Here is a 23820-nt window from a genome sequence, read left to right on the forward strand (position 1 = left end):
CGTTGTCACTAAAATTCTCCAGCATCCCCGCCGACATATAAGGTACAGTATGCCTTAAGGATCTGGAGGAATCGCAATTGCAGCAGCAGCGTCTTCGATTAATTCCCGTTATTTTATTGCTCGCACTCCTGTCCCAAGCATTCGGCGCGCTAGGCGCCTCGGCTGCGACCGGCGGGCCGGTCGCGGTCACGCTTCAGCCTGCGGACAACAACCCTGTCGTTCCGGCCAATGCGCAGCTTTCCATCGTGTTCGACGAACCCGTCTTCCGGGGCAGCGGAGGTTCTGTGCTCATCAAGGAGGTTGCGACGAACAATACCGTAGCCAGCCTCGATGTCGCGACGTCGTCCCAGATCCAGATCAGTCCGAACAACAAGGTCAATATTCAGCCGCCCGCCAACGCGCTTCAAGCCAACGTAGATTATTACGTGCAGGTCACGCCGGGCGCATTCACGTCCGCTAACGGCTATTTCGCGGGCATTACGGATGCGACAGCGTGGAATTTTCACGTGGTCCCGGCCGACATGTCGCCACCGACCTTCGTCACGTTCAACACCGCATCTACAGGCAGCATCCCTGCCACCGGAGCGCTCTCCATCACGTTCAACGAGCCGGTCCAGGCTGCGTCCGGCAGCATCCAGATTGTGCGCAGGGATACGCAGGATCCGCAGGTCATCTCCGTGCTGTCCTCTGCGGTGACCGGCTCCGGCACCAATACCATCCGCATCCAGCCGCCGACGCGCCTTGCCGCAGGCACGCAGTATGACGTGCTGATCGATAGCGGCGCTTTTGTCGATGCTGTCGGCAACCCGTTTGCAGGGATCACCGGCCCGTACATATGGTCATTCTCCACGGCCGTCTCTGCCGTCGCCGCACCGCAGCTCGTGCAACCCGCGAACGGCGCGAGTGGGGTCAGCGGCGATTCGCCGATCACGCTACAGCTTCAATTCCAGACCGGGATGAAGGCAGGGGCTTCAGGGAATATTACGGTCAAAAAGGTATCGAATAACGAGACGGTCGACACGGTACCCGCTGCATCAGGCCGAATCAGCGTGAGCGGCGGCAAGGTGAGCATCCCGCTCTACAACACGCTCGCGCGCAATACGAGCTATTACGTGCTGATCGACCCGGGCGCGTTGCTGACGACCGGCGGCGAATCCTATGAGGGCATCGTGGACCCTTCGGTCTGGCGCTTCACGACGGTTGCATCCGTTGATACGACCCGACCCGTCGTCGTCTCTACGGCGCCTGCGGCCGGCGGCACGACGACAGATCTCACCGGCACACTCAGCATTCAGTTCGACGAGCCCGTCGTACCCGGCTCGGGCAACGTCGTCATTCGCAACGCCGACACCAATACCGTCTTCTGCTCCATCCCCGTCGCCTCTCCGGCGGTCACGGGCGGCGGCACGGCGACGATCTCGATCAAGCCGTGCGCTTCCTTTGCCCCCAATACCAGCTATGCCGTGCAGATCGGCACGATGGCCTTCGCCGACATGTCGGGCAATTACTACTTGGGCATCGGTACCGCGGACTATAATACCTGGCGCTTCCGCGTCGCCTCGGACACGACGCCGCCGGAGCTCGTCTCGACCGACCCGGCGCCGCTGCTGACCAGCGTGCGCAAGAACGCCGTGCTGCGTATGATCTTCAACGAGCCCGTCAGGCTCGGTCCGTCCGCAGCGACCGCCAGCGCGATACTCGTCGGCAGCAGCGGAGGGACCAAGATCCCGCTCACACTCGCCGTGGACAGCTCCGACCCGCGCATCGTGACGCTGACGCCGGGTTCGGAGTTCGCTGCGGCATCCGGCTATATCGTGAACGTACCAGCGAGCACGATCTCCGATCTGGCAGGCAATGCTTACCCGGGCATTCTGAACGATTATCGCTGGACATTCCAGACGATCGGCACGGACACGACGCCGCCGGCGCTCTCCGGCGCGGCTATGGACAGCGCGGCCATCGTGCTGCTGACTTACAACGAGGCGCTGGACGAGGTCTCGATCCCGTATGCCTCCAACTACTATGTCACGGTCAACGACGTCCCGCGGCAGGTGAATGCCATTGGTGTCAAAGGGAACCAGGTGCGTCTGACGCTGCAGTCGGGGGTCGCGGTGGGGCAGACGGTCAAGGTGTCGTATACGCTCGGGGCAGTCAAGCTGAAGGATCTGTCCGGCAATGAGGCTGCAGCGCTGAGCGCGACGAATGTCGCCAACACGGCGGACACCACGCTCCCGCGGCCGACAAGCGGTGTCGTATCCGGCAGCACGCTCACGTTGACGTTCAGCAAGACGCTCGTATCCGTACCCGCGTCCGCAGCATCGCAGTTTACCGTTAAGGTCAACGGTTCCGCCCAGGGCATCTCGTCCATCTCCTCGAGCGGCGCGAGCGTGACGATCGGACTGTACACGACGATAGGCAGCAGCCAGTCCGTATCCGTCAGCTACACCCCCGGCAGCGTCAAGCTGGCGGACCTGTCGGGCAACGAGACGGCGGCATTCAGCGATTTTTATATCCAAAATGCAAGCGATACGACACCGCCTTCGCTCACGGGCGTCAGCGTGCTCGGCAATATTGTAGTGTTGACGTACAATGAGGGGCTGTTGACATCGTCCGTGCCGCCGAAGTCGAGCTTCTCCGTGCTCGTCGGCGGATCGGCGGCCGAGATCTCTGCGGTAGCGCTCAGCAACAACGCCGTCACGCTAACGTTGGCTTCGACTGTCATGCCGAATCAGACAGTTACGGTGACGTATATTCCCGGCGCGTCGCCGATCAAGGATCTGTCGGGCAATCAGGCGGTGCTCTTCACGGGATACTCGGTCACGGCGGGCTCTACGGCCACGGCTACGCTGTCCGGCATCTCGGTCTCCGGCACAGCCGTCACGCTCCAATATTCGGCGGCGCTCAATGCGTCGACCGCGCCTTATCCTGCGCAGTATACGGTGAAAAACGCCGACGGCGGCCTTTTCGGCATCAGCGGCGTCCGTGTCAGCGGTTCTCAGGTCGTATTGACGCTCACCGCGCCGATTGAAGCGGGCAAGTCCGTGACCGTCAGTTATACGACGGCCGGCAATGCGCTCAAGGATGCGGCGGGCAACACGATAGCCTCCTTCGGCGACACGTCCGCATCCAATCAGACTTCGGCAGCTGCGGGGCTTCCCGACTATCTGACGCTGGACGGCGCGGGCGGTCTGCTGCTCAGTCAGTCGGCGGCCGCGAAGGTGCCGAGCGGTACACCGTCAGGCAAGGCGGCGAGTCGCTACAACCTGGACAGGGACAGGGTGACGATGGCGTACTCGTCACTGGAGGCTGCGCAGGCTGCTGGCACGGCGAGATTACCGCAGATCTCATTCAGCGTGCCGCAGAGCGAAGCGGGTGCGATCGTCGCCATTCCGGTCGTGGCGCTCGTCGGCGCCGTGCAGCGGGATGCATCCGCCATTTTCAGACTGGATTATGGGGATCTGCTGTTCAGCCTGCCGCTCAAAGCGCTGAATTACAGCCAGCAGGTTCAGGCGAGCGGAGGGGACATCTCCACCGCTTATCTGGTGCTCAAGATCGAGAAGCTCTCCAATACCGCGCTCGCCTCTGCCCTGAATAACAAAGGCATCACTGCAGTATCTCCGGCTGCCGACTTCAGTGCGTCTATCGAGGTTAGCGGCACTGAGCGGCAGATCGACGAATACGGCACCTACGTCACGAGGACATTCCTGCTGCCTGCGGCGAGCGCTTCTGCGGCTGACGCGACAGTCGTCAGGCTCGACGGCGATTCGGGTGAGATCGTGTACGTGCCGACGGAGGCGTCCGTCAGCGGCTCGACGCTCCGCGTCGACTTCAAGCGCAAGAGCAACAGCATCTATGCCGTCATCGCGAAGCCGGCGGCCACGTTCAGCGATATGACCAAGCACTGGGCAGGCGCGGACGTCGCTTCGCTCGCGGCGAAGTTCGTGGTGAAGGGCAGCTCGAGCACGGCGTTCGCACCGGAGCGCAAGATCACGCGCGCCGAGTTCGCCGAGTTTATAGTCCGCGGCTTGGGCCTCAGCGGCAGCGCTGTATCTGCGGCGCGCTTCTCCGATGTGGGAGCAGGCGGGACTGCGGCTGCCTATATCGGCGCCGCCGCCAAGGCGGGTATTGTGCAGGGGGGGACGGACGGTCTGTTCAGACCGGGAGCGACCATCACGCGCGAGGAGATGGCCACGATGATGCTGCGTGCCATGTCTTACACAGGGGTGATGCCTACGGTGACGGGCTCGGAGCTCGCTCCGTTCGCCGACCGCGCCAAGGTCAGCAACTGGGCCAAGGATGCCGTCGTCGTTGCCGTCAAGACAGGGTTGATCAAGGGTGTGAGCGCGACACAGCTGCAGCCCAAGGACAATGCGACCCGCGCGCAGGCTGCCGTCATCGTCAAGCGTTTTCTGGAGTTTGTAGAATTGATGTAGAATAGTAGAATGCGGGGGCGCCTCGGCGCCCCTGTTACATGTCTGCCGAAAGTGGGTACTGATAGATGATAGATATACATTCTCATATATTGCCCGGACTCGATGACGGCGCGCAGGACTGGAGGGATGCGCTGAATCTGGCGAGAGCCGCAGTTGCAGAAGGGATCACGACAATCGTCGCTACGCCGCATCATGCCAATGGCGTGTATACCAACGACGCCTCCGCCGTTGGGGCGGCCGTGAACGAGATGAACGATCGCTTGGCTGCCGAAGGCATAGCGCTGACCGTGCGACCGGGTCAGGAGATCCGGATTCATGACGATCTGCTGGAGGCTTGGTCGCGAGGCGAGTTGCTCACGCTGGCCGGTTCCCGCTATGTGCTGATTGAATTGCCTTCCTCGCGAATTCCCCGCGGTACGCTGGACCTGCTGCACGAACTCAAGCTCATGAATCTATCGCCAATCATCGCCCATCCGGAGCGCAATGCCGAGATTGCCAGCCATCCCGAGCGATTGGCCGAGTTGGTCGCTGCCGGCGCTTGCGGTCAAGTGACGACCCATTCGCTATTGGGCGGCTTCGGACGACGGATCGAGCAGATTGCTTGGGGTTTATGCAGGCGAGGCCTGATTCATCTCGTGTCCTCTGATGCTCATCATGTGGAGAAGCGCGGGTTCCTGCTTCGAGAGAGTTATAGCAAGGTGAGCAGCGTGCTGGGAGACAATTTTGAGCTTTTCTTTAGACAAAATGCGGAAATCGTGTTGTATAATGGGGACATACATGTACATCCTCCGATTGCTCGAAATGAGAGTATCTGGAGGAAGATCGCAAAAATTCTCAGGAAAAGTTGACCTTCCTACTAAGTATTCGGTAGAATACTTGTTAAGGTAAGTAATTTTTAACATCCTTAAAACAAAAAAATGGTAGAGGTGAGATTCTTGGTAATGAAGAAAAAGGTAATTGCCGGCACGATCGCGGCGAGTTTGGCGGTCACTGCGCTGGCGGGCCTCCCGCTCAGCAACAAGGGACTGGCGGAGAAGCTGGGAATTAGCGTCGCTTATGCGGCTGACAGCTTCAACTATGCGGATTTTGCAGATAAGATCAAGAAGCAGCTCTCGATTAACGAGGCTGTGTATGCGCAGAGCGTTGCGGATGCAGTCTATCCGACCGGCAAAGGCAACAGCGTTGCCAGCGTTACATACACGACGTATGCCGGAGCAGGTTACGACTCCGTATCCCAGACTGTATACGCGATCGGTGATCCGGTCGTCGGCAAGCTGAACCTCGGCGGCGAGAACGATCCTAAACGTGCTGCTGTAGACACGCTGCTCGCAGCTTACATCAAGTTCATGTTCGACCAAAATGCGACTGCGTTCGGCGTAACCAGTAGCAATGTTGCTGATGAAGTACACGCTGGCACCGGCTTCTATCCTTCGGATATCAACGCATTCCTGTTCGACTCCCAGAACAGCGTTCAGTCTGTTGTCTATTCTACGCTGAACGGCAAGTCTCCATCTTACCTGGCAGGGCTTGAAGGTGCTTCTAACTCTGAGGCAGTCAAGGGCCTCCTTACTGAAGTGTTCGATCAAGTACTGAAGACCAACTCGACCGAGTTCAACGCATATCTGAAGGGCAGAGCAGTTACCGGCGCTGACTTCGCGAAGGTATTCACGAACTTCCGCAGCGCAGTCACCAAGGGCGGCTCTGACGCGGACGTATTCGACAAGGCGGTAGCCGAGCTGCTCGCAGCTTACATCGACGTGAAGAATGTCAAGGGCACCGAGCCTGTCTACACTGGCGGTGGCGGCAGCCCTGTAATCTCCGATCCTTCCGTTAGCCAACTGGTCAACGACCTCGCTGATCTGAAGAACAAGATCGCTGCAGCTACAGGCGAAGAGAAGGACAAGCTGGTCGCTCAAGCGATCGCCAAGGCGAACGACGTTGTCGAGAAGCTCCTGACGATCGACGCTTCCAAGCTGGTGCAGAATGTCAACGGCAAGGCGTCGCTGACGCTGTCCGCAGCTGATATTTCCAAGTACATCTCCTCGATCGCGAGCGTCAAGACGGCCCTGGCCGGCGCAGTCGGTTCCTCCGACGGTCTGGACATTGGCGACATCACGATCGATTTGGGCGCGATCACGCAATCCGGCGCAACCGTATCGTTGCCGCCAGAGCTGTGGACGCTCACGTCCGACGTGAAGGCTGACGGCGTCGCCATCAAGATTGGCACGCTGACCGCTACCCTGCCGGTAGGCACCTTCACCGAGGCGGTAACGCTGAACGTCTCGATCGAGGCAGGCAGCACGGCTCCTGCGAACGGCAGATCTGTCGCTTCCGACGTATACGGCTTCGATCTCGAAGTCGGCGGCAAAGCTGTTGACGAGTTCAACAAGCCGATCAAGCTGCGTCTCCCGCTGAAGGATCTGACCGGTCTGGACAAGGAGCTGCTCTCCACGGCCCGCTACGAAGCAGACGGCTCGCTGTCGATTCAAGGCGGTACGCTTGACGGCGACTTCATCGTCGAGCCGCGCTACAGCCTCTCCAAGTATGTCGTTATCGAGAACAAGGTTTCCTTCAACGACATCGCCAAGGTTCAGCCATGGGCTGGCCGTCAGATTCAAGTGGTAGCGGCGAAGGGTGCGATCGAAGGCAAGGCATCCGGCGTCTTCGCTCCGCAGGACAAGATCACCCGCGCTGAGTTCGCCAAGATTCTGATCACGGCACTCAACCTGGACAACAAGCTCGCGACTTCGTCGAAGTTCACCGATGTTCCGTCGACGCACTGGGCTGCGCCGTACATCGCCGTAGCTGCAGAGCAAGGCATCATCAACGGCAAGACCGCTTCGACGTTCGCGCCGAACGCGACGATTACCCGCGCCGAGATGGCAACGATGATCGCACGTGCGCTTAAGTCGACCCAAGGCCTCAAGGATATCGACAATGCCGAAGCGGCGCTGTCCGTATTCAAGGATGCGAGCAAGATCGGAGCTGCGTTCCGCTCGAGCGTAGCATGGGCCGCAGCCAGCGACATCATCATCGGTTCGAACGGCAAGTTCCTGCCGAACAACAATGCGACCCGCGCTGAAGCTGCAGTTATCATCTATCGTGCGCTGAACTTCAAGCCGCAAGCTTAATCGTACTATAGCATTCTTCATTCCCTAGTTTAGATGACCGAATAGAGACATCCTCCTCTCGATATTTTGAGGGGAGGATGTTGTCTATGGTCGGACAGTCTTGGCGAATTATGGTATAATAAAGTAATTGACTGCACCTTAGGACTCATGCTATGGAGGGAAATAGAGTGACTAATGAATTGGACCTGAAAGACTACTTCCGAATCATTCGGAAGCGGCTATGGTGGATCGTCGGGGTCGTACTGATCGTGACGGTTGCCGCAGGTCTATACAGTACATATGTAAAGGATCCGATCTATCAAGCTTCGACCAAGATCATCGTCAATCAGTCTGCATCGCAGGTGGCTGCGAATCAGCAGCTCAACAGCGATATGGTCAATACCAATATCAAGATGATCGAGACATACAAGGAGATAATCAAGACGCCGGCGATTCTCGACAAGGTCGTAGAGCAATATCCCAATCTCGGGCTAACCTCCGAACAACTGGCCGGCAAGATCAAGGTTAGTTCCGTTAACAATACGCAGGTGATGACCGTTGGCGTCACCGACCTCTCTTATCGCAAAGCCGCCGAGACTGCGAACGCAGTATCGGAGATTTTCCGCCAGGAAATTCCCGGCATATTCAAGGTCGAGAACGTATCGATACTGAATCACGCCAAGATTGACCCTGCTGACCAACCCGGCCCCATCTCACCTAACATTCCTCTGAATATTGCGATCGCCTTTATTGTTTCCTTAATGCTGTCCGTCGGGGTAGCGTTCCTGCTCGAATATATGGATGACAGTATCAAGACGGAGGCCGACGTAGAGCGGTATCTGGAGTTGCCGGTGCTGGCATCGATCTCTAAGGTCAACTTCGATGAGCATCAGGCGGGCAATGCCGAACGGCACAATCAAGTCACAAGCGCGGGAGAACTGAATCATGTCTCAGCAGGCAAGTAACAGACGGCCGCTCATTACGCTGACGAATGCCAAGTCGCCGGTGTCCGAATCTTATCGTTCGCTCAGAACCAGCATCGACTTTTCCTCGGTAGACGAGCGGATGCAGGTCATCGCAGTGACTTCCGCCGGGCCGGGAGAAGGCAAATCAACGACGATAAGCAATCTGGCAATTACGTACGCGCAGTCGGAGCGCCGTATCTTGCTGATCGATGCCGACCTGCGCAAGCCGACCGGACATCATACGTTTAATGTATCGAACCGTTGGGGCCTGACTTCTGTGCTGTCTCAGCAATCGGAGCTTAAGGATGTCATCCAGCAGTCATCGAGCGTTCCTAACCTGTCCATCCTCACATCCGGTCCGATACCGCCCAATCCGGCCGAGATGCTAGCGTCCAAGCGCATGAGCGCGCTGATCGATCAGCTCAGAGGGCAGTATGATATTATCCTGATCGACACGCCGCCGCTGCTTGCAGTGACGGATGCGCAGGTGCTCGCTACCAAGTGCGACGGATACATTCTCGTGCTGGATCAGGGCAAGGTGAAGCGGGAAATTGCGGTGAAGGCCAAGTCCAACCTGGAGAAGGTCGGAGCGCGGATACTCGGTGTCGTCCTCAACAATATCAAGCGCAAGAAAAGCGAAGGCTACTACTACTACTATTACGGTGACAATAAATAAAGATCAAGGCGGAGGCAAGCATAAATGGCGGTCAAGAAAAAGCTGGCAGTCCTGTTTATCGTGGATCTGATCATCATCTGGTTTAGTATCTACAGCGCCTACTACTTCCGGTTCGAAGGAAAGCTTGTGGAACCGTATGTGAACCAGATGTTCTTGTACTGTGCCATCTCCTCCGTCTTGTGCGGGGCATGCATGGCTTACTTCGGCATGTACCGCAAGATGTGGCAGTATGCCAGCATCTCCGAGATGTTCGCGATGTGTCAGGCTGTCGCGATCGGCTGGGCTTTGTCCTATGCAGCGGCGAGCGTGCTGTCTGAAGTAAGAGTGCCGCTCGCGGTTGCTGTCCGGACGCTGGAGACCAGCCTTCTGCTCGTGGGCGGGGTGCGCGTCATATGGCGTGTGATCCGTCTCAGACAGTCCAGCGGTATGGACAAGCGTATTCCTACGCTAATCTACGGTGCCGGTGATTGCGGAGCGCTCGTCGCCCGGGAGTTCAAGGGGGCGGCGATGGCGGACCACAAGCTGATCGGGTTCGTGGACGATGCCAGGGACAAGCTGCATCTGACCATTCACGGTCTTCCGGTTCTGGGGAATCGCACGGATCTGTCTACGCTGGTCGAAGTTTTTAAAATTAAAGAAATCATCATCGCGATACCTTCCGTACCGCGTTCGCAGGTGTCTGAGATTATCAATCTCTGCATGGCATCGGGCGTCCAGATCAAGATCATCCCCGCCATCAATGATCTCATCAAAGGCAAGATCTCGGTTAACGCTATCCGCAATGTCGATGTCGAGGATCTGCTTGGCCGCGACCCGGTTCATGCTGACTTGCAGGGGATTGCCGATTATGTACACAACAAAGTCGTGCTCGTCACGGGCGCCGGCGGCTCGATTGGCTCGGAGCTATGCCGTCAGGTTGCTTCATTCGCTCCAGACAAACTGCTGCTCCTCGGACATGGCGAAAATAGTATTTACACCATTGAGATGGAGTTGAAACACAAGTATCCCGGCATGCTGTTCGAGCCGATCATCGCGGATATCCAGGACCGCAAGCGGATCGAGGAAGTGTTCGATACATATCGTCCGCAAGTCGTCTTCCACGCGGCGGCTCACAAGCATGTTCCCCTAATGGAGAAAAATCCGGCGGAAGCCGTCAAAAATAACGTCTTCGGCACCCAGAACGTCGCAGACTGCGCGGACAAGTACGGTACCGAGCGCTTCGTCCTCGTCTCCTCCGACAAAGCCGTCAATCCCACCAGCGTCATGGGGGCGACCAAGCGCATCGCGGAGATGTATGTTCAGAGCCTTAATGCGTCATCTCGTACCCGATTTGCGTCAGTTCGTTTCGGCAATGTCCTCGGCAGCCGCGGCAGCGTCATCCCTGCCTTCAAGGCCCAGATCGCCCGCGGCGGCCCCGTCACCGTCACCGACCCGCAGATGGTCCGCTACTTCATGACCATTCCCGAGGCCGTCCAGCTTGTTATCCAAGCTGGCGCAATCTCGCAGGGCGGAGAGATCTTCATCCTTGATATGGGCGAGCCGGTCCAGATCCTCAAGCTGGCCGAGGACCTGATCCGTCTCTCCGGCTACGAGCCGTACATCGATATTCCGATTCACTTCACCGGTATCCGCGAAGGAGAGAAGCTGTTCGAGGAGCTGCTGACTGCTGAAGAGGGTGCGACGAAGACGCAGCATGCGAGGATTTATATTGGGAAGCCGGAAGTGATTCAGCAAGAGGACTTATATGTGGAGTTACAAAAATTAAATAATGTTGTACTCGGCAATTCCGAGGACTTAAAAGATGTTATTGTGCAATTAGTTCCGCTATTCGCGCGTGTTTCATAACTTGAAATTTAAAATCAATGGCTCCAAGAGTTAGGATCTAAGTCATCATATCCCATGAGTTAACTAAAGTTTAAATCAATTAATGTTCCTGTGTAATAGGCATAATTACTACCCCCTTAGTGGAGTGAATGTTCAATGTACTTAAAAATAAAACGAGGAATAGATATTCTAGCCTCCTGCATTGGTTTAGTTACTCTTCTTCCTCTCTTCTTGATTCTATGTGTGTTGGTTACACTTGATTCTAAAGGACCAATATTCTTTACACAGAATCGAGTTGGTGTTAATAAAAGTATATTTAAGATTATCAAATTTCGAACAATGAAAATAGAGACGCCAGGTGAAGTGCCTACCCATTTGTTAGTTAATCCGGATGCATATCTAACTAGATTGGGGAGAGTATTAAGAAAAACCTCTCTAGATGAACTGCCTCAACTTTGGAACATTTTTGTGGGGAATATGAGCTTGGTTGGACCTAGACCAGCTTTGTGGAATCAATGCGAGTTAATTGAAATCAGAGATAGGTATGATGCTAATAGTGTACTCCCCGGACTGACAGGGCTAGCTCAAGTGCAAGGTAGAGATGAGCTGTCCATTGAGGTCAAAGCAAAACTTGATGGAGAGTATGTACGGAATATGAGCTTTCTCTTAGATATGAAATGTATTTTAAAAACGATCGGTGTTGTTATGAAATCAGAGGGGTTTGTAGAAGGTGCCGGTCATCAAAGAGATTGAATAATTGGGTGTGGAGTTGGTGCATCTATAATGGAGATTGAGAGCCCTGAGTTATTACCTTTAGTTAGCGTAATTGTGGCAACCTATAGAAGAGATAAAACTTTGTTTTCAGCATTAGAATCAATTATTAATCAGACTTATAAAAAATTAGAAGTGATTGTGGTTGATGATAACGCCGAATTAGAATGGAATAAACGTGTACAGAAGATATTTTCTGACCTTGAGATGTATAGTGGTTGTGTAATGAAGTATATAAGGAATACAGAGAATTTAGGATCCGCGGAGACCCGAAACATTGGAATTCGAAATGCTTTAGGTGAATACATCACTTTTTTAGATGATGACGATATATACTTGGATTTAAAAATTGAGAGACAAGTTGTTCCTATGATTGAAAATGCCGCTGATTACTCTATTACGAATCTCCTATTATTCGATGAAAATGGAATTTTGATAGATCAACGTATAAGGGACTATTTGAGAAATGTAGATGAGAAGACACAACTCATAAAATGTCATTTGAAATTTCATATGACAGGTACTGATACATTGATGTTTAGGAAGAAGTTTCTTGTACAAATTGGAGGGTTCCCTCGGATAGATGCTGGTGATGAATTCTATCTTATGGAAAAGGCGATATTGGCAGAGGGGAAACTTTTATACTTAAATCATTGTTATGTAAAAGCCATCATTCATTCTACGACAATTGGAATGTCGAGCGGAGATTCGAAGATAAATGGGGAAATTGAGCTGTTTAAGCATAAAAAAAAATTTTTTGAAATATTGAATAATGACGATATCAGATATATTAAGGCAAGACATTATGCAGTTTTAGCATTTGCAGAATTAAGGAGAAAGAAAAAAATAAAATGTGTAAAATATTGTTTTTTTGCGTTAATGTCGGGGCCAATAAGCTGTTTAAGAATAATTTTGAGTACAAAAGTAAGCTCAAAGGAATTATGAGCATTAATACAATTCTTGTGAGGCTGAGAGCATGGGACTTCAAGTACTAGTTTCATCACTGAATCAAAATGTATATAGTATTTTGAAGAATATGCGAATTCAAACTGATGCAATAATTATTAACCAATGCGAGAGAACTGAGTGGATTAAACTTGAACACAATGGATCCATAATTAATTTTTATTCGTTTAATGAAAGAGGAGTAGGCCTTAGTCGAAATAATGCTCTTATGAGAGCTACAGCAAGTATATGTTTATTTGCTGATGAGGATATGACATATGTTGAGGGTTATGAAAAAATTGTATGTGATGCTTTTAAAAAAAATCCAGATGCCGACTTGATTGTTTTTAATGTTCCTAGCATGAATCCTGAGAGACCTACGTATAATATACTTAAAAGTGCTAGAGTGCGGTGGTTTAATTGCTTGAAGTACGGGGCTGTAAGTATTGCTATCAGAACTGAAAAAGTTAGGCAGGCTAATGTAAACTTTTCCCTCTTATTTGGAGGGGGAGCTAAGTATAGTGCTGGAGAAGATAGTTTGTTTATCGTAGAGTGTCTTAGAAAGGGGCTTAAGGTCTTCACCAACACTGCTGTTATTGGACATGTTAAACAGGATAATTCAACATGGTTCGAGGGATATACCGATAAATACTTTATAGATAAAGGTGTGTTCTTTTCATTTGTATCTAGACGGCTGGCAGGAATTTTGAGCCTTCACTACGCGATTAGGTATAGAAAAAAGTTTAAGGGTATTAAAAGTTGGAGGGAAATTTATCTACTTATGAAAATTGGAATCAGAGAAATAGATCGGTGATGAAAAAAATGCATCCCCTAATTTCAATTATTGTCCCAATATATAATGTGGAACAGTATATTCATGCTTGTATTAGCAGTATTATTAATCAAACATATCAAAATATAGAGGTTTTTCTTGTTAATGATGGCAGTCCAGACAAGTGTCCGGAAATATGTGATTATTATGCAGAAATAGATAATAGAGTTACGGTAATACATAAACAAAATGGTGGTTTATCAGATGCGCGCAATGCAGCTTTAAAGGTAGCGAGAGGAAAGTATATTTTATTTGTAGATTCAGATGACTTTATTGAACTAAATGCATGTGAACAATTGATAAACCAGGAAAAGGGAAACGATCCTGAAATAATTGTTGGAAATGCATGGAGAATAGAGGGCAAAACGAGAAAACCCCTGTATAAAAGAAATAATTCAAATGAATATTTCATCACCGGAACTCAATATCTGCTGCAAGAACTTCAAGCTGGTAACATGCACATGGCTGTCTGGCTAAATTTGTATAAGAGGGATTATCTAATTAGCAATAATTTTGAGTTTAAAAAGGGCTTGCTCCATGAAGATGAACAATTTACTCCAAGAGTATTTTTAAAAGCTAAGAAAGTCCTAAAAACAGAGATTCTTTTTTATAATTATATTATTAGACAAGGGTCAATTACCAACGGAGAAAATAAGGAAATAAATGCTCAGCATATGATGAAAACGTTTAAAGAACTAGAGGATATATACAAAAATATTGAACCAGAAATTTTAAGAAAGTTTTTAAATAATGATCTGGTCGACAAGTACTTCCATATTGTTCATTCTGCAAAATTACACAAAAAGGAGTATTCGTATTTAATTGATAAAAGTTTTCTGAAAAATAAAGCCTTTACGAAGAAAAATAAATTTAGAGTGATGGTTTTTTTGGTTAGTAAAAAATCATATTTTTTAATAAATAAGTTGTATAAGATGGTGTGAAAATGGGAACTATACAGAACTATATTAAGACAAGTAAAAAACAAAACAATGATATTATTTACTTTCCTTTGAGCATTCACTTATTTATACATACTTTCCTTTATATATTGTTAGCAATTGTTTCTTTAAATAACTCAGTGATCGCCACATCGATTATTTCATTAATAATTATCATTTATTTTTTAGTATCAAAACCAAATGAACACTTTTATTTTATATTAGGATTTGTTCCTTTTGAAAATTTGGCACGAGTCGGAGAAGTAAATGTGTTTTTTTTGTTTTTGCTGATCTCCCTGGGTAAATTAATAATTAGCAACAAAGAGGCGAAGTATAATGTTATAGGCATAATTGGTTTTATGTATTTAGTTGGAATAGAAGTTTTTAATGAAATAAATAACATATCGATGGGTGAATTAATCAATGTATTAATTATAATTTTGTATTTCTTCTTCTTTATAGCTTTGTCGAATGTGAAATTTTATGACGTATCTAGAATGATTCAAAATTACATTGCAAGTTATTTAGTTGTAATTGTCCAAGTCATTGTCTCATACGGTTCATTAAATAATTTCATGATGTTAGTAGCATCAGAAAGTGAAATTACTCGATTTGGTGAAGAAGCAACCAATTTAGGTGGCGCAATGGGGTTGCCGATTTACTCCGCCATCGTGGTTTCAATGGTAACCTCTTACTATGTACTAAATTCTTGCTTAAAGCCTTTTATTAGAGGCCTGATAATATTAATCGGTCTGACCGCATCCTTGATTGGTATTTTAACAATCAGTAGATCATTTTTGATGATGATGATAGCGTATTTATTAATAATAGTATTGTCAGGAAGCGGATTTTATAAAAAGAAAATAATCAAAGTGCTTTCTTTGATTTTTGCAATCTCATTAGTAATGTATTTTATGTATTCAGATATTATTAACAATCTTATTACTAAATTTCTAATAAGGGTGAATTATGATTCTGGTGTTGGTATAAGGGGGGAGATTTGGGGAAGTTGTTTTGTATATTTAAAAGAACACCCTATCGGGTACATCTTCGGCTATGGAATTAGAAGTTACGTTAATATCGGTCTAATTAACAATTTGGAGTTTAAAGCTTTAGCCCATAATCTTTATTTAGATAGTATTATGTCAATCGGACTTGTAGGGGTCGCTTGCATTTTTTATTTATTAAGTATTTTTCGAGCAAAGTTAAAGAACACTTTTAACACACCTGTAAAGCTTATATCTAGTATGCCTTTAATAGTGTTTTTAGTATTTGGGTTTTCTGGTTTGTCTTTAAACTATTTAAAGACATGGATTTATGTGTTAGCATTCATTGCTTTTACTTATGCACTCCCAAAGAAACAGTAGTAAGGAGGAGAAAAAGTGGGCAATGAGCGCATACCAAAAATAATACATTATTGCTGGTTTGGAAACAAACCTTTGCCTCAGAATATAATTAAATTTATAAACAGTTGGAAGGAACACTGCCCGGACTATGAAATAATTGAATGGAATGAAGATAATTTTGATGTAAATAGTAACGTTTACACAAGAGAAGCATATGCTTTGGCAAAGTGGGCTTTTGTTTCCGATTATGTTAGGTTAAAAGTATTATGGGATTACGGTGGGATTTACATGGATACAGATGTAGAAGTAGTTAAGCCTCTAGATGAGTTTTTAAAATTACCAGCTTTTTCGGGGTTTGAGGGAGATAATAATATACCTACTGGAATAATAGGGGCTGAGAAGAATAACTTATGGATTAAAAATTTGTTACAAGAATATGATAATAGAAACTTTATAAAAATAGACGGAACTATAGATTTAACAACTAATGTTTCTTTGATAACACAAAAAACAAAAGAACTATACAGTATAAAATTGGATAATTCGTTTCAAGAGCTAACTGATATGACAATATTCCCATATGAATGGTTTTGCTCGAAGTCTATATTCACTGGACGGATTACACGGACAGTAAATACCTATACTATTCATCATTTTTCAGGATCCTGGATGACGAAATCTCAAAAATTTAAACTGAGGCTAACGGGAGTGATCGGGAAACCAGTTATGATTAAACTATCAAAAATGAAACAGTTGCTTTTAAAGGTGAAAAAAAAGTGAATATACTAACTATATTTACTCCTACCTATAACCGAGCGTATACTCTTACGAACCTTTACCATAGCCTGTGTTTTCAAACTAGTAATTGTTTTGAATGGTTGATAATTGATGATGGATCTGATGACAATACCGACGAAAAAATAAAAGAGTGGATTAATGATAATAAAATTCGTATTAAATATTACAAACAAAAGAATCGAGGAAAGCACATCGCCCATAATAGGGCTCTGAAATTATGCAAGACAGATTTGTTTTTTTGTGTTGATTCAGATGATATTCTAGATGAAAGGGCTGTGCAATGGGTCCTTGAATTAAAAGAGGAAGAAGAAGGAAATAATATTCTAGGTTTTTATATGCGTAAAGGTGATCTTGGCGGAAATGCTAAAGGAGAAGGATGGCCAGAGAATAAAAAATATCTATACTTGAATGAACTATACCAGCAATACAATTTTAAAGGAGAAGCTGCAATAATATTAAAAACAAAATTAGTCCGAAATTATATATTTCCACCATTTAAACAAGAAAAATTTCTTCGGGAATCTGTATTCTATGACCAAATAAATAAGTTGGCTCCAATGCGCTTAGATAACAGAGTCTGTTATTTCTTTGAATATAAGGATGATGGTTATACTAAACAAGGTTGGAGATTAGAATATCGAAACCCTATTGGGGCTGGTTATAATTTATTACATCATATAGAATATGAATCTCGAAAAAAAGAGAAAATTAAGCATATGGGTATGTTTTTCGCTTGGAAAAAGGTTATGAAAGTCAACGATCCACTGTATAAAACAATTTATGTTCCTGTTTATGTTAGATTTCTAGGATACTTCTTAACAGGACATTATAAAAAACTTTTTGTTAAGCATAAAGAGGCGTTTCAAGATGAAGTTAAATGTTTCATTAATTAATACTATATCCTCAGTTCTTATGCAGCTAGTAACTTTAGTAATTGGCTTTGTTTTACCAAGACTATATTTAAGTGAATACGGTTCTGAAGTAAATGGAATTATAAATTCTATTACACAATTTATTATGTATTTAACCCTAGTTGAAGCGGGGCTTTCAAGTGCTATTATTTCATCTCTTTATTATCCTTTATCTCAAGGGAATAATCAAAAACTGAGTGAAATACTGTTGGTCGCTAAAAAGTTTTATATTAAAACAGGTTATGCTTTTACTGGCTTACTAGCTGTCATGGCATTTTTATATCCCTTATTGGTTTCACATGTAAATTTAAGTTATTTAGAAATAGTCCTTTTAGTATGTATATTAGGATCAAACATATCGTTTGAGTTTTTTTTCTTATCGCGTTATAAAGCATTATTAACAGCCGATCAGAAATACTATGTTGTAGCAAATACAGCTATATTATTTAATATACTTGGTTTTGTGATAGTGGTTATCAGCATTAACTTGTCATATAGTGTTATCGTTGTCCGAGCAATATGGGGGATTTTCGGAATATTACGAGTGATTTTTATTAATTTCTATGTTAAAAAGAAATATAAATTTGTTGAATATTCACTGAATACAGATAAAAACACTCTTAATGCACGATGGGATGCTATGATTCTGCAACTATTGGGATTGGCCCAAACATCTTTTCCCATTTTGATGATTACAATTGTTCTAAATGATCTAAAATTGGTCAGTGTTTATAGTATTTACAATATGGTTGCTTTAAGCATTGTATCAGTTCTTGCAGCTATAACTAATGGCTTCGCTAATTCATTTGGCAATATGGTGGCTAGAACTGCGAAAGAAGAACTTAAAAAAAGTTATAGATCATTTGAGTTCCTTTTCTGTAATTTAATAGCGTGGATATATTCCTGTGCGAATATCCTCTATATACCCTTTGTCTCCGTTTACACTTCTGGTATCAGTGATACCAATTATATCCAACCATTAACTGCGGTATTATTTGTTGTAAATGGCATATTATATAGTTTGAAATCACCAGCAGGTATGTTAATTGGTGCAGCAGGTCTCTTTAAAGAAACCAAAGTAGCAACAATTATTCAAACTATAATCTTAATGATTTTATCATTTGTCTTAGTCCCAACTATAGGGTTAGCAGGAATATTAATTGCACTCATTATATCGAACCTGTATAGAACAATAGAATTGGTTATATTTATGGCTAAGAATGTTACACACATTCCTCATAAAGAGACATTTATTCGTATGGGGAAATCAGTAATTGCTATTTTGATGGTTAATTTCCCTTTTTTATTTATTGAGATTCATCCTTCAAGATTGATAGATTGGATCTTTTGTTCTTTGGCAGTAGCTGCGTGGAGTCTAATATTTTTATTTGTTTTTAATGCGTTATTTGCAAGAAAGGATCTAATAAACCTCATCTCGTTATCTAGTCGTTTTAAACATAATCATAAGGGAGTTATAAAATGAAAATAGGAATAGTAACTTTTCATAGAGCTTTAAACTATGGTGCTTTGCTGCAAGTGTATGCGCTTCAGCAAATTTTAAAAGAATTAAATATTGAATCGGAAATTATTGATTATAGAAACTCTGTCATTGAGGATATATATAGGCTTAAGGGATTCGGTGAGAGAAAGACTATTAAGGAGAAACTAAAATATGTTCTTAATAAAAAATATGAAGTAAACCGGAGAACTAATTTCGAACGTTTTAGAAAGGAAAAATTACTTTTAACAAAGAAAGTATTTAGAAACGATGGTGACCTAAAAGAGATTTCAGATAGCTTTGATTTTTATATTACTGGAAGCGACCAAGTTTGGAATTATAATGCCCATGGCTTTGATGGGAATTACTTTTTGAATTTTGTATTGAATAGTAACAAACGCATGTCATATGCGGCGAGCTTTGGAATCTCTTCTATTCCTGAAGAACACAAAGATAAGTATAAGTCCCTTTTACAGGGAGTTACTCAGCGATCGGTTAGAGAAGTACAAGGAGTTCAAATCTTAAAGCAAGACTTCAACCTAAGCGCTAGAATTGACTTAGATCCCACATTCCTTCTGTCAAAAGAAATGTGGAAAGACAGAGTGCATTTAGGTGAAAAAACAAATAAGTACATATTGTTATATTGCTTTGAACTTACGAAAACAATGAAAGAGTTTATTGAGAAATTATCTCATGCAACAGGTTTGGAAGTACGTTCCTTTGGAGAAACGTTTAGAAATCCATTAGGTGTAAAGAATGTACGCATAGGAATGTCAGGCCCAGTAGAATTTGTGCAAAGTTTTTTAAACGCCGAATACATAGTAACTAATTCTTTTCATGGTGCAGCGTTTAGTATAAACTTTAACAAACCTTTTTTTGTAGAATTGCTAGTTGAAGGAAGCGATGTGAATAGCCGCATCGAGAATATTATTGAGACTGTCGGTCTAAAGTCGAGGTACATTCAAAACTATAAAGCTGGGATGCCGTTCACTGAAGAGATTGATTGGAATGTTGTGAATGAGATTATTTCTAATAAGAGAAAAGAATCGATTTCTTACCTGAGAGAAACACTTACTTTGAATTAATTAGTTAGTGGTAGCTTCATGTATTATTCATTATTCACAAATTTATTATAAATCAGAAGTATAAATATGTAGAACCTAGAGGTTCGGGGGAATATAAATGAAATTGGTCTTAAAGAGGATATTACCGAGGAGAATCTTCTTATTCTACCGACTAATTCTGCTGTTTCCTAAACTACTTTCAACTTATATGTATGATTTCAATAGGTACTTAAGGTATTCTTCAGAAGTCAATGTAATTAAATTAGAATCCTTAATCAGCGAGACTTATCATGTGTTAGAGAAAGGTCTAACTATGAATAAGGCTAAAATTGCATTTGGGAAAGATAAGGTAAATAATTTATTGAATATTTTGCAGAGATATATTAATGCTGGTTATGCACAGGATAGGACACAATTTCAAAGTGCCCTAAATGTACTTGAGAAGTACTATGAGCTTAATAGTCATTCAAATGACATAGAAGTTAGACTGTTAGAGGAACGATATATAAATTTAATAAAAACGGTATCCGTAAGAAAAGTAGAGATAAAAGGCGGAGGTACTATTGTTGAAAAAAGTGACTTACTCAAAGGGGGGAAGGGGAACTTTCAAGAGCTAGCTTTCAGCAGACATAGTATTAGAAACTTTAGTACTGAAAGTGTTGATATAGATAGAATTAAAAATGCCATAAGAATTGCTCAGCAATCCCCTTCTGCATGTAATAGACAATCGGCTCGAACTTATATAATTAAGGAAAAAGAACGAGTTGAGCAGATATTATCAATTCATCAGGGAAATAGAGGTTTTGGCCATTTAATTCAATGTATATTGATCGTCACATCAGATTTGAATGTATTCAGAGGAGCTAACGAAAGGAACTCAAATTTCATCGACGGTGGATTATTTGCAATGTCATTGTTGTATGCTCTCCATTATGAGGGGATTGGTGCTTGTCCATTAAATTGGGCCGTGTTAAAAGAGAATGATATTAAACTAAGAAATTGTGTTGGGATAAATGACTCTGAGAATGTTATCCTCATCATTGGAGTGGGGATTATTCCCGACGAGTTGAAGGTTGCTTCTTCTCAAAGGAAATCGGTTGAAGAGATAACTATAGTCATATAACATTGATACGGCTATGGAAGCTGGGTAAACTGGGCTTAATACAACTAAGAGTAAACGATCAACGGTCTATTTTAGCCAACACGAGGAGAGTATTATTATGAAAAGGAAAAATAGATTAAAGAAATGGCTAGTGGGACTAAGCTGTTTTCTCGTGTTGGTAATCGTCGGGGCCTTTTTCAGTATCAATTTTGTGGCCGATAAGGTTTTGGACAAGCTGTCTGACTCCATACTGGAGAGCGCTATGGCTTCGTCAAGTCCTTCAGGTGAGGTGGGTCAGTCTTCCCCATTGCCTACAGGCTCTCCGACTTCATCCGCTTTACCTATTAAGGGGACCGGACCGGTAGATCCCGACCAATCCGAGCTTGGTAACTCCGGCGCTGCTATCCAGATGGAGACCGATCCTACCGCTACCAACACGACCAGCATGAACGGAGATTCTACAAAGATATCCGGAGATATCCCGAGTCACTCTTACAGCGCAGAAGTTTCGGTCGATAAGGCGCAGACGGTAAAAGAAGAAATTACGTTTGCTGAAAAAACAAAGTTAATGACGATCATGCTCAAAAGGTTAAACGCCAATGACATTAAAACATTGTCCGATCTGGCCGGCGGTGGTCTTAGCGTAGAGAAAAAGAAAGAAGCCAAGAAGATTATTCTGGAGAAGCTCAGCGAAAAGGAATACGACGAATTGATAAAAATTGCCCAGAAGTACGGATTAAGTGAGGGCAAAAGCTATGAAGATTCGAAACAAGAAAAAGGGATGCAATAATGATGAAATTAATCCGGACTTGCATGCCCTTAATAATTGGGGTAATTGGACTGACGATCATTGCCGGGTGTACTAAAGGGAATAGTGTGGACCTTGCCAGCCCAACTTCATTTGCTCCTCCTGTGACTGCTAGGGCAACATTGCCCAATAGCCCAGCGGCTAGCAATGAGCCGGAAGCTACTCTTGCTCCACCCAGTATTCCTAGTAATCACGACGTTGAAAATGCGCCTACAATTACTCCGGATACAGTGCCGACTCCTAGTAAGGGCGGCAGCTCGGATTCACATGAACCGCTTCAGTCTCCTACTAATCCTCCGAAGCCGTCCCCATCGAATATAAAAGAGCGCACAGCAATCGGTAACAAATATGACTCCAAATTCTCCGCCATCCAATCCACCTGTAAAGCAAAAGTTAGCAACTTAACTAGCGAAGTCACGTCTTATATTGCAGGGGCAAAAGCGAGCGACGGTGAGGTGTCGATCGCGGATCTGCAGAAGCAATTCCTGGGCAAGGTGGTTGCTGCTGAGGGGAGCTGCGATCAGCAGTTCAACAGCACGCTGGCTCAGGCGGAGCAGGCCTACAAGGACGCTGGAATCGTGGAGACACAGATCGACAGCTGGAAGCGCCAATATGAGAGTGGAAAGTCTAAGGCGAGGGTCACGGCGATGTCGAAGATTCTGGCGGCCTGGAACGCTGAATATTAGTCAGGACAAGCAGCAATTATCGCGCTAAGGAGATGACATAAGAATGAACAGCAAGAAATGGATGGCGTCCGCAGCGTTGTTGAGCGCCTTGGCGTTAGCCTTGCCGGTGTCGGCGTCAGCGGCATCCAAGCCAATCAGTGTTGAATCGAAACCGGTAACGATGCAATTTGACGGGCAACAGTTGGCTCTACCTGCGGGGCAGGTTGCGTTCATGTATCAGTCGAGAGTATACATACCGCTTAGATTCGCTTCGTATGCGCTGCAGAAGCAGGTCGCCTATGATGCAAAGAGCAAGACGGTGATGGTGACCGAGCCGACAGCATCGCAGAAGGTCGCATTGAAGGAGTATCTTGCGAATGCAGCCGCAACTGGGCAAGCCGTGTCCACTTCCGCAAAGGTTCAGCTTACTGAAGCTAGCGTGAAGTTGGTATTTGACGGCGTGGAGAAGAAGCTGCCTGCGGGACAGCAGGTGTACAATGTCGGTGGCACGATCTATGTGCCGGCTCGGTTCGTGTCTGAAGCTGTCGGAACGACGGTGCTGTGGGATGCAAAGACGGGTACGGTCACGGGTCAGTCCAAGGCTTATCGGGATGCACAGGCGAATGGATCAAACGGAAACGTGGGAGGTACGGGCACAGGAAGCGGGACAGGGACCGGATCGGGTAGCGGACCGGCATCTGGCAGCAACGGAGCATCCGGAGACGGCGGCTCGTCCGCGCAGCCTGCCTATGAAGCTATTACTTCCAACGCATATAGCCAGCTGGATGCACTGAAAACAAGCTGCACGAACTCAATGATAAGTATCGCGCTGCAATATAAAGCAGCAGCTAACCAAGAGAGGCAAGATGCGCTGAAGGTGAAGGCGACCGACACATTGAGCGCATGCACGGCCAAGTTCGAGTCTATCATGAGTGATACAGAGGCGAAGCTTAAGGCTGGCGGCTATAGCACGGATATTCTCGCAGAGTACCGCGCGACATTTGAAGCGACATTGGAAGCGGGCAAGGCGAGCCTCAAAGCAATGATGTAGTAATTTTATCGATCAACGGATTACAAGCTATTCCCGCGAACGGCCGATGAGCCGGGAACGGGAGTAGCTTTTCGTGCAAGGAG

General features: G+C 46.1%; 19 protein-coding genes. All 19 read left to right on the plus strand.

Translation table 11 applies throughout. The features are described from left to right. Nucleotides 1-77 precede the first annotated feature (77 nt). Nucleotides 78-4433 carry an Ig-like domain-containing protein gene (locus VQ071_RS07455; RefSeq protein ID WP_340513272.1) on the plus strand — a complete coding sequence of 1452 codons (4356 nt, stop codon included), beginning with the start codon at nucleotides 78-80 and terminating at the stop codon, nucleotides 4431-4433. 65 nt (nucleotides 4434-4498) lie between these two features. Beyond that, the gene (locus VQ071_RS07460) at nucleotides 4499-5281 is read left to right on the plus strand and encodes a tyrosine-protein phosphatase (RefSeq protein WP_340513273.1); all 783 of its coding nucleotides are present in this window, start codon (nucleotides 4499-4501) and stop codon (nucleotides 5279-5281) included. A 93-nt stretch (nucleotides 5282-5374) separates the two neighbouring features. Continuing rightward, nucleotides 5375-7564: an S-layer homology domain-containing protein gene (locus tag VQ071_RS07465; protein WP_340513274.1), complete on the plus strand. Its 2190-nt coding sequence runs from the start codon at nucleotides 5375-5377 to the stop codon at nucleotides 7562-7564. A 167-nt stretch (nucleotides 7565-7731) separates the two neighbouring features. Continuing rightward, entirely contained in the window at nucleotides 7732-8508 is a 777-nt protein-coding gene (locus tag VQ071_RS07470; RefSeq protein WP_340513275.1) for a YveK family protein, read from the plus strand. Further along, nucleotides 8489-9184 (plus strand): CpsD/CapB family tyrosine-protein kinase, encoded by a 696-nt coding sequence (locus tag VQ071_RS07475; protein WP_340513276.1) that lies wholly within the window; start codon nucleotides 8489-8491, stop codon nucleotides 9182-9184. Before VQ071_RS07470 ends, VQ071_RS07475 begins: the two co-directional genes overlap by 20 nt. A gap of 24 nt (nucleotides 9185-9208) precedes the next feature. Further along, the gene (locus VQ071_RS07480) at nucleotides 9209-11029 is read left to right on the plus strand and encodes a polysaccharide biosynthesis protein (RefSeq protein ID WP_340513277.1); all 1821 of its coding nucleotides are present in this window, start codon (nucleotides 9209-9211) and stop codon (nucleotides 11027-11029) included. A gap of 135 nt (nucleotides 11030-11164) precedes the next feature. Continuing rightward, nucleotides 11165-11761 carry a sugar transferase gene (locus VQ071_RS07485; protein ID WP_340513278.1) on the plus strand — a complete coding sequence of 199 codons (597 nt, stop codon included), beginning with the start codon at nucleotides 11165-11167 and terminating at the stop codon, nucleotides 11759-11761. 30 nt (nucleotides 11762-11791) lie between these two features. Continuing rightward, nucleotides 11792-12724 carry a glycosyltransferase family 2 protein gene (locus VQ071_RS07490; protein ID WP_340513279.1) on the plus strand — a complete coding sequence of 311 codons (933 nt, stop codon included), beginning with the start codon at nucleotides 11792-11794 and terminating at the stop codon, nucleotides 12722-12724. A 31-nt stretch (nucleotides 12725-12755) separates the two neighbouring features. Beyond that, nucleotides 12756-13538: a glycosyltransferase family A protein gene (locus VQ071_RS07495; RefSeq protein WP_340513280.1), complete on the plus strand. Its 783-nt coding sequence runs from the start codon at nucleotides 12756-12758 to the stop codon at nucleotides 13536-13538. After that, nucleotides 13538-14497: a glycosyltransferase gene (locus VQ071_RS07500; RefSeq protein ID WP_340513467.1), complete on the plus strand. Its 960-nt coding sequence runs from the start codon at nucleotides 13538-13540 to the stop codon at nucleotides 14495-14497. Before VQ071_RS07495 ends, VQ071_RS07500 begins: the two co-directional genes overlap by 1 nt. Before the next feature lie 2 nt (nucleotides 14498-14499). Continuing rightward, nucleotides 14500-15861 carry an O-antigen ligase family protein gene (locus VQ071_RS07505; protein ID WP_340513281.1) on the plus strand — a complete coding sequence of 454 codons (1362 nt, stop codon included), beginning with the start codon at nucleotides 14500-14502 and terminating at the stop codon, nucleotides 15859-15861. Nucleotides 15862-15876: 15 nt separating this feature from the next. Then, nucleotides 15877-16620, plus strand: a complete 744-nt coding sequence (locus VQ071_RS07510; protein WP_340513282.1) for a glycosyltransferase family 32 protein — start codon at nucleotides 15877-15879, stop codon at nucleotides 16618-16620. After that, nucleotides 16617-17531: a glycosyltransferase family 2 protein gene (locus VQ071_RS07515; RefSeq protein WP_340513283.1), complete on the plus strand. Its 915-nt coding sequence runs from the start codon at nucleotides 16617-16619 to the stop codon at nucleotides 17529-17531. The genes VQ071_RS07510 and VQ071_RS07515 overlap by 4 nt, the downstream gene beginning before the upstream one ends. Beyond that, entirely contained in the window at nucleotides 17506-19032 is a 1527-nt protein-coding gene (locus VQ071_RS07520) for a hypothetical protein (RefSeq protein WP_340513284.1), read from the plus strand. Before VQ071_RS07515 ends, VQ071_RS07520 begins: the two co-directional genes overlap by 26 nt. Beyond that, nucleotides 19029-20132, plus strand: coding sequence for a polysaccharide pyruvyl transferase family protein (locus VQ071_RS07525; protein WP_340513285.1), 1104 nt, complete (start codon nucleotides 19029-19031; stop codon nucleotides 20130-20132). The genes VQ071_RS07520 and VQ071_RS07525 overlap by 4 nt, the downstream gene beginning before the upstream one ends. A 292-nt stretch (nucleotides 20133-20424) precedes the next feature. Beyond that, the gene (locus VQ071_RS07530; protein WP_340513286.1) at nucleotides 20425-21234 is read left to right on the plus strand and encodes a nitroreductase family protein; all 810 of its coding nucleotides are present in this window, start codon (nucleotides 20425-20427) and stop codon (nucleotides 21232-21234) included. A gap of 97 nt (nucleotides 21235-21331) precedes the next feature. Beyond that, complete coding sequence (locus VQ071_RS07535; protein WP_340513287.1) at nucleotides 21332-22003, plus strand: hypothetical protein; 672 nt, start codon at nucleotides 21332-21334, stop codon at nucleotides 22001-22003. After that, nucleotides 22003-22707, plus strand: coding sequence for a hypothetical protein (locus VQ071_RS07540; RefSeq protein WP_340513288.1), 705 nt, complete (start codon nucleotides 22003-22005; stop codon nucleotides 22705-22707). Before VQ071_RS07535 ends, VQ071_RS07540 begins: the two co-directional genes overlap by 1 nt. A gap of 43 nt (nucleotides 22708-22750) precedes the next feature. Beyond that, on the plus strand, nucleotides 22751-23737 hold the full coding sequence (locus tag VQ071_RS07545; RefSeq protein ID WP_340513289.1) for a stalk domain-containing protein: 987 nt from the start codon (nucleotides 22751-22753) through the stop codon (nucleotides 23735-23737). Nucleotides 23738-23820 lie beyond the last annotated feature (83 nt).

The sequence above is a fragment of the Cohnella sp. 56 genome, from assembly GCF_037963805.1.
GTDB lineage: Bacteria > Bacillota > Bacilli > Paenibacillales > Paenibacillaceae > Cohnella.

Excerpts from the sequence above, each read along its gene's own strand:
- VQ071_RS07485 (WP_340513278.1), top strand. The coding sequence starts at position 11,165 with ATGTACTTAAAAATAAAACGAGGAATAGATATTCTAGCCTCCTGCATT.
- VQ071_RS07525 (WP_340513285.1), top strand. The coding sequence starts at position 19,029 with ATGAAAATAGGAATAGTAACTTTTCATAGAGCTTTAAACTATGGTGCT.
- VQ071_RS07465 (WP_340513274.1), top strand. The coding sequence starts at position 5,375 with ATGAAGAAAAAGGTAATTGCCGGCACGATCGCGGCGAGTTTGGCGGTC.
- VQ071_RS07480 (WP_340513277.1), top strand. The coding sequence starts at position 9,209 with ATGGCGGTCAAGAAAAAGCTGGCAGTCCTGTTTATCGTGGATCTGATC.
- VQ071_RS07535 (WP_340513287.1), top strand. The coding sequence starts at position 21,332 with ATGAAAAGGAAAAATAGATTAAAGAAATGGCTAGTGGGACTAAGCTGT.
- VQ071_RS07530 (WP_340513286.1), top strand. The coding sequence starts at position 20,425 with ATGAATAAGGCTAAAATTGCATTTGGGAAAGATAAGGTAAATAATTTA.
- VQ071_RS07540 (WP_340513288.1), top strand. The coding sequence starts at position 22,003 with ATGATGAAATTAATCCGGACTTGCATGCCCTTAATAATTGGGGTAATT.
- VQ071_RS07500 (WP_340513467.1), top strand. The coding sequence starts at position 13,538 with ATGAAAAAAATGCATCCCCTAATTTCAATTATTGTCCCAATATATAAT.
- VQ071_RS07475 (WP_340513276.1), top strand. The coding sequence starts at position 8,489 with ATGTCTCAGCAGGCAAGTAACAGACGGCCGCTCATTACGCTGACGAAT.
- VQ071_RS07490 (WP_340513279.1), top strand. The coding sequence starts at position 11,792 with ATGGAGATTGAGAGCCCTGAGTTATTACCTTTAGTTAGCGTAATTGTG.
- VQ071_RS07460 (WP_340513273.1), top strand. The coding sequence starts at position 4,499 with ATGATAGATATACATTCTCATATATTGCCCGGACTCGATGACGGCGCG.
- VQ071_RS07520 (WP_340513284.1), top strand. The coding sequence starts at position 17,506 with ATGAAGTTAAATGTTTCATTAATTAATACTATATCCTCAGTTCTTATG.
- VQ071_RS07505 (WP_340513281.1), top strand. The coding sequence starts at position 14,500 with ATGGGAACTATACAGAACTATATTAAGACAAGTAAAAAACAAAACAAT.
- VQ071_RS07495 (WP_340513280.1), top strand. The coding sequence starts at position 12,756 with ATGGGACTTCAAGTACTAGTTTCATCACTGAATCAAAATGTATATAGT.
- VQ071_RS07545 (WP_340513289.1), top strand. The coding sequence starts at position 22,751 with ATGAACAGCAAGAAATGGATGGCGTCCGCAGCGTTGTTGAGCGCCTTG.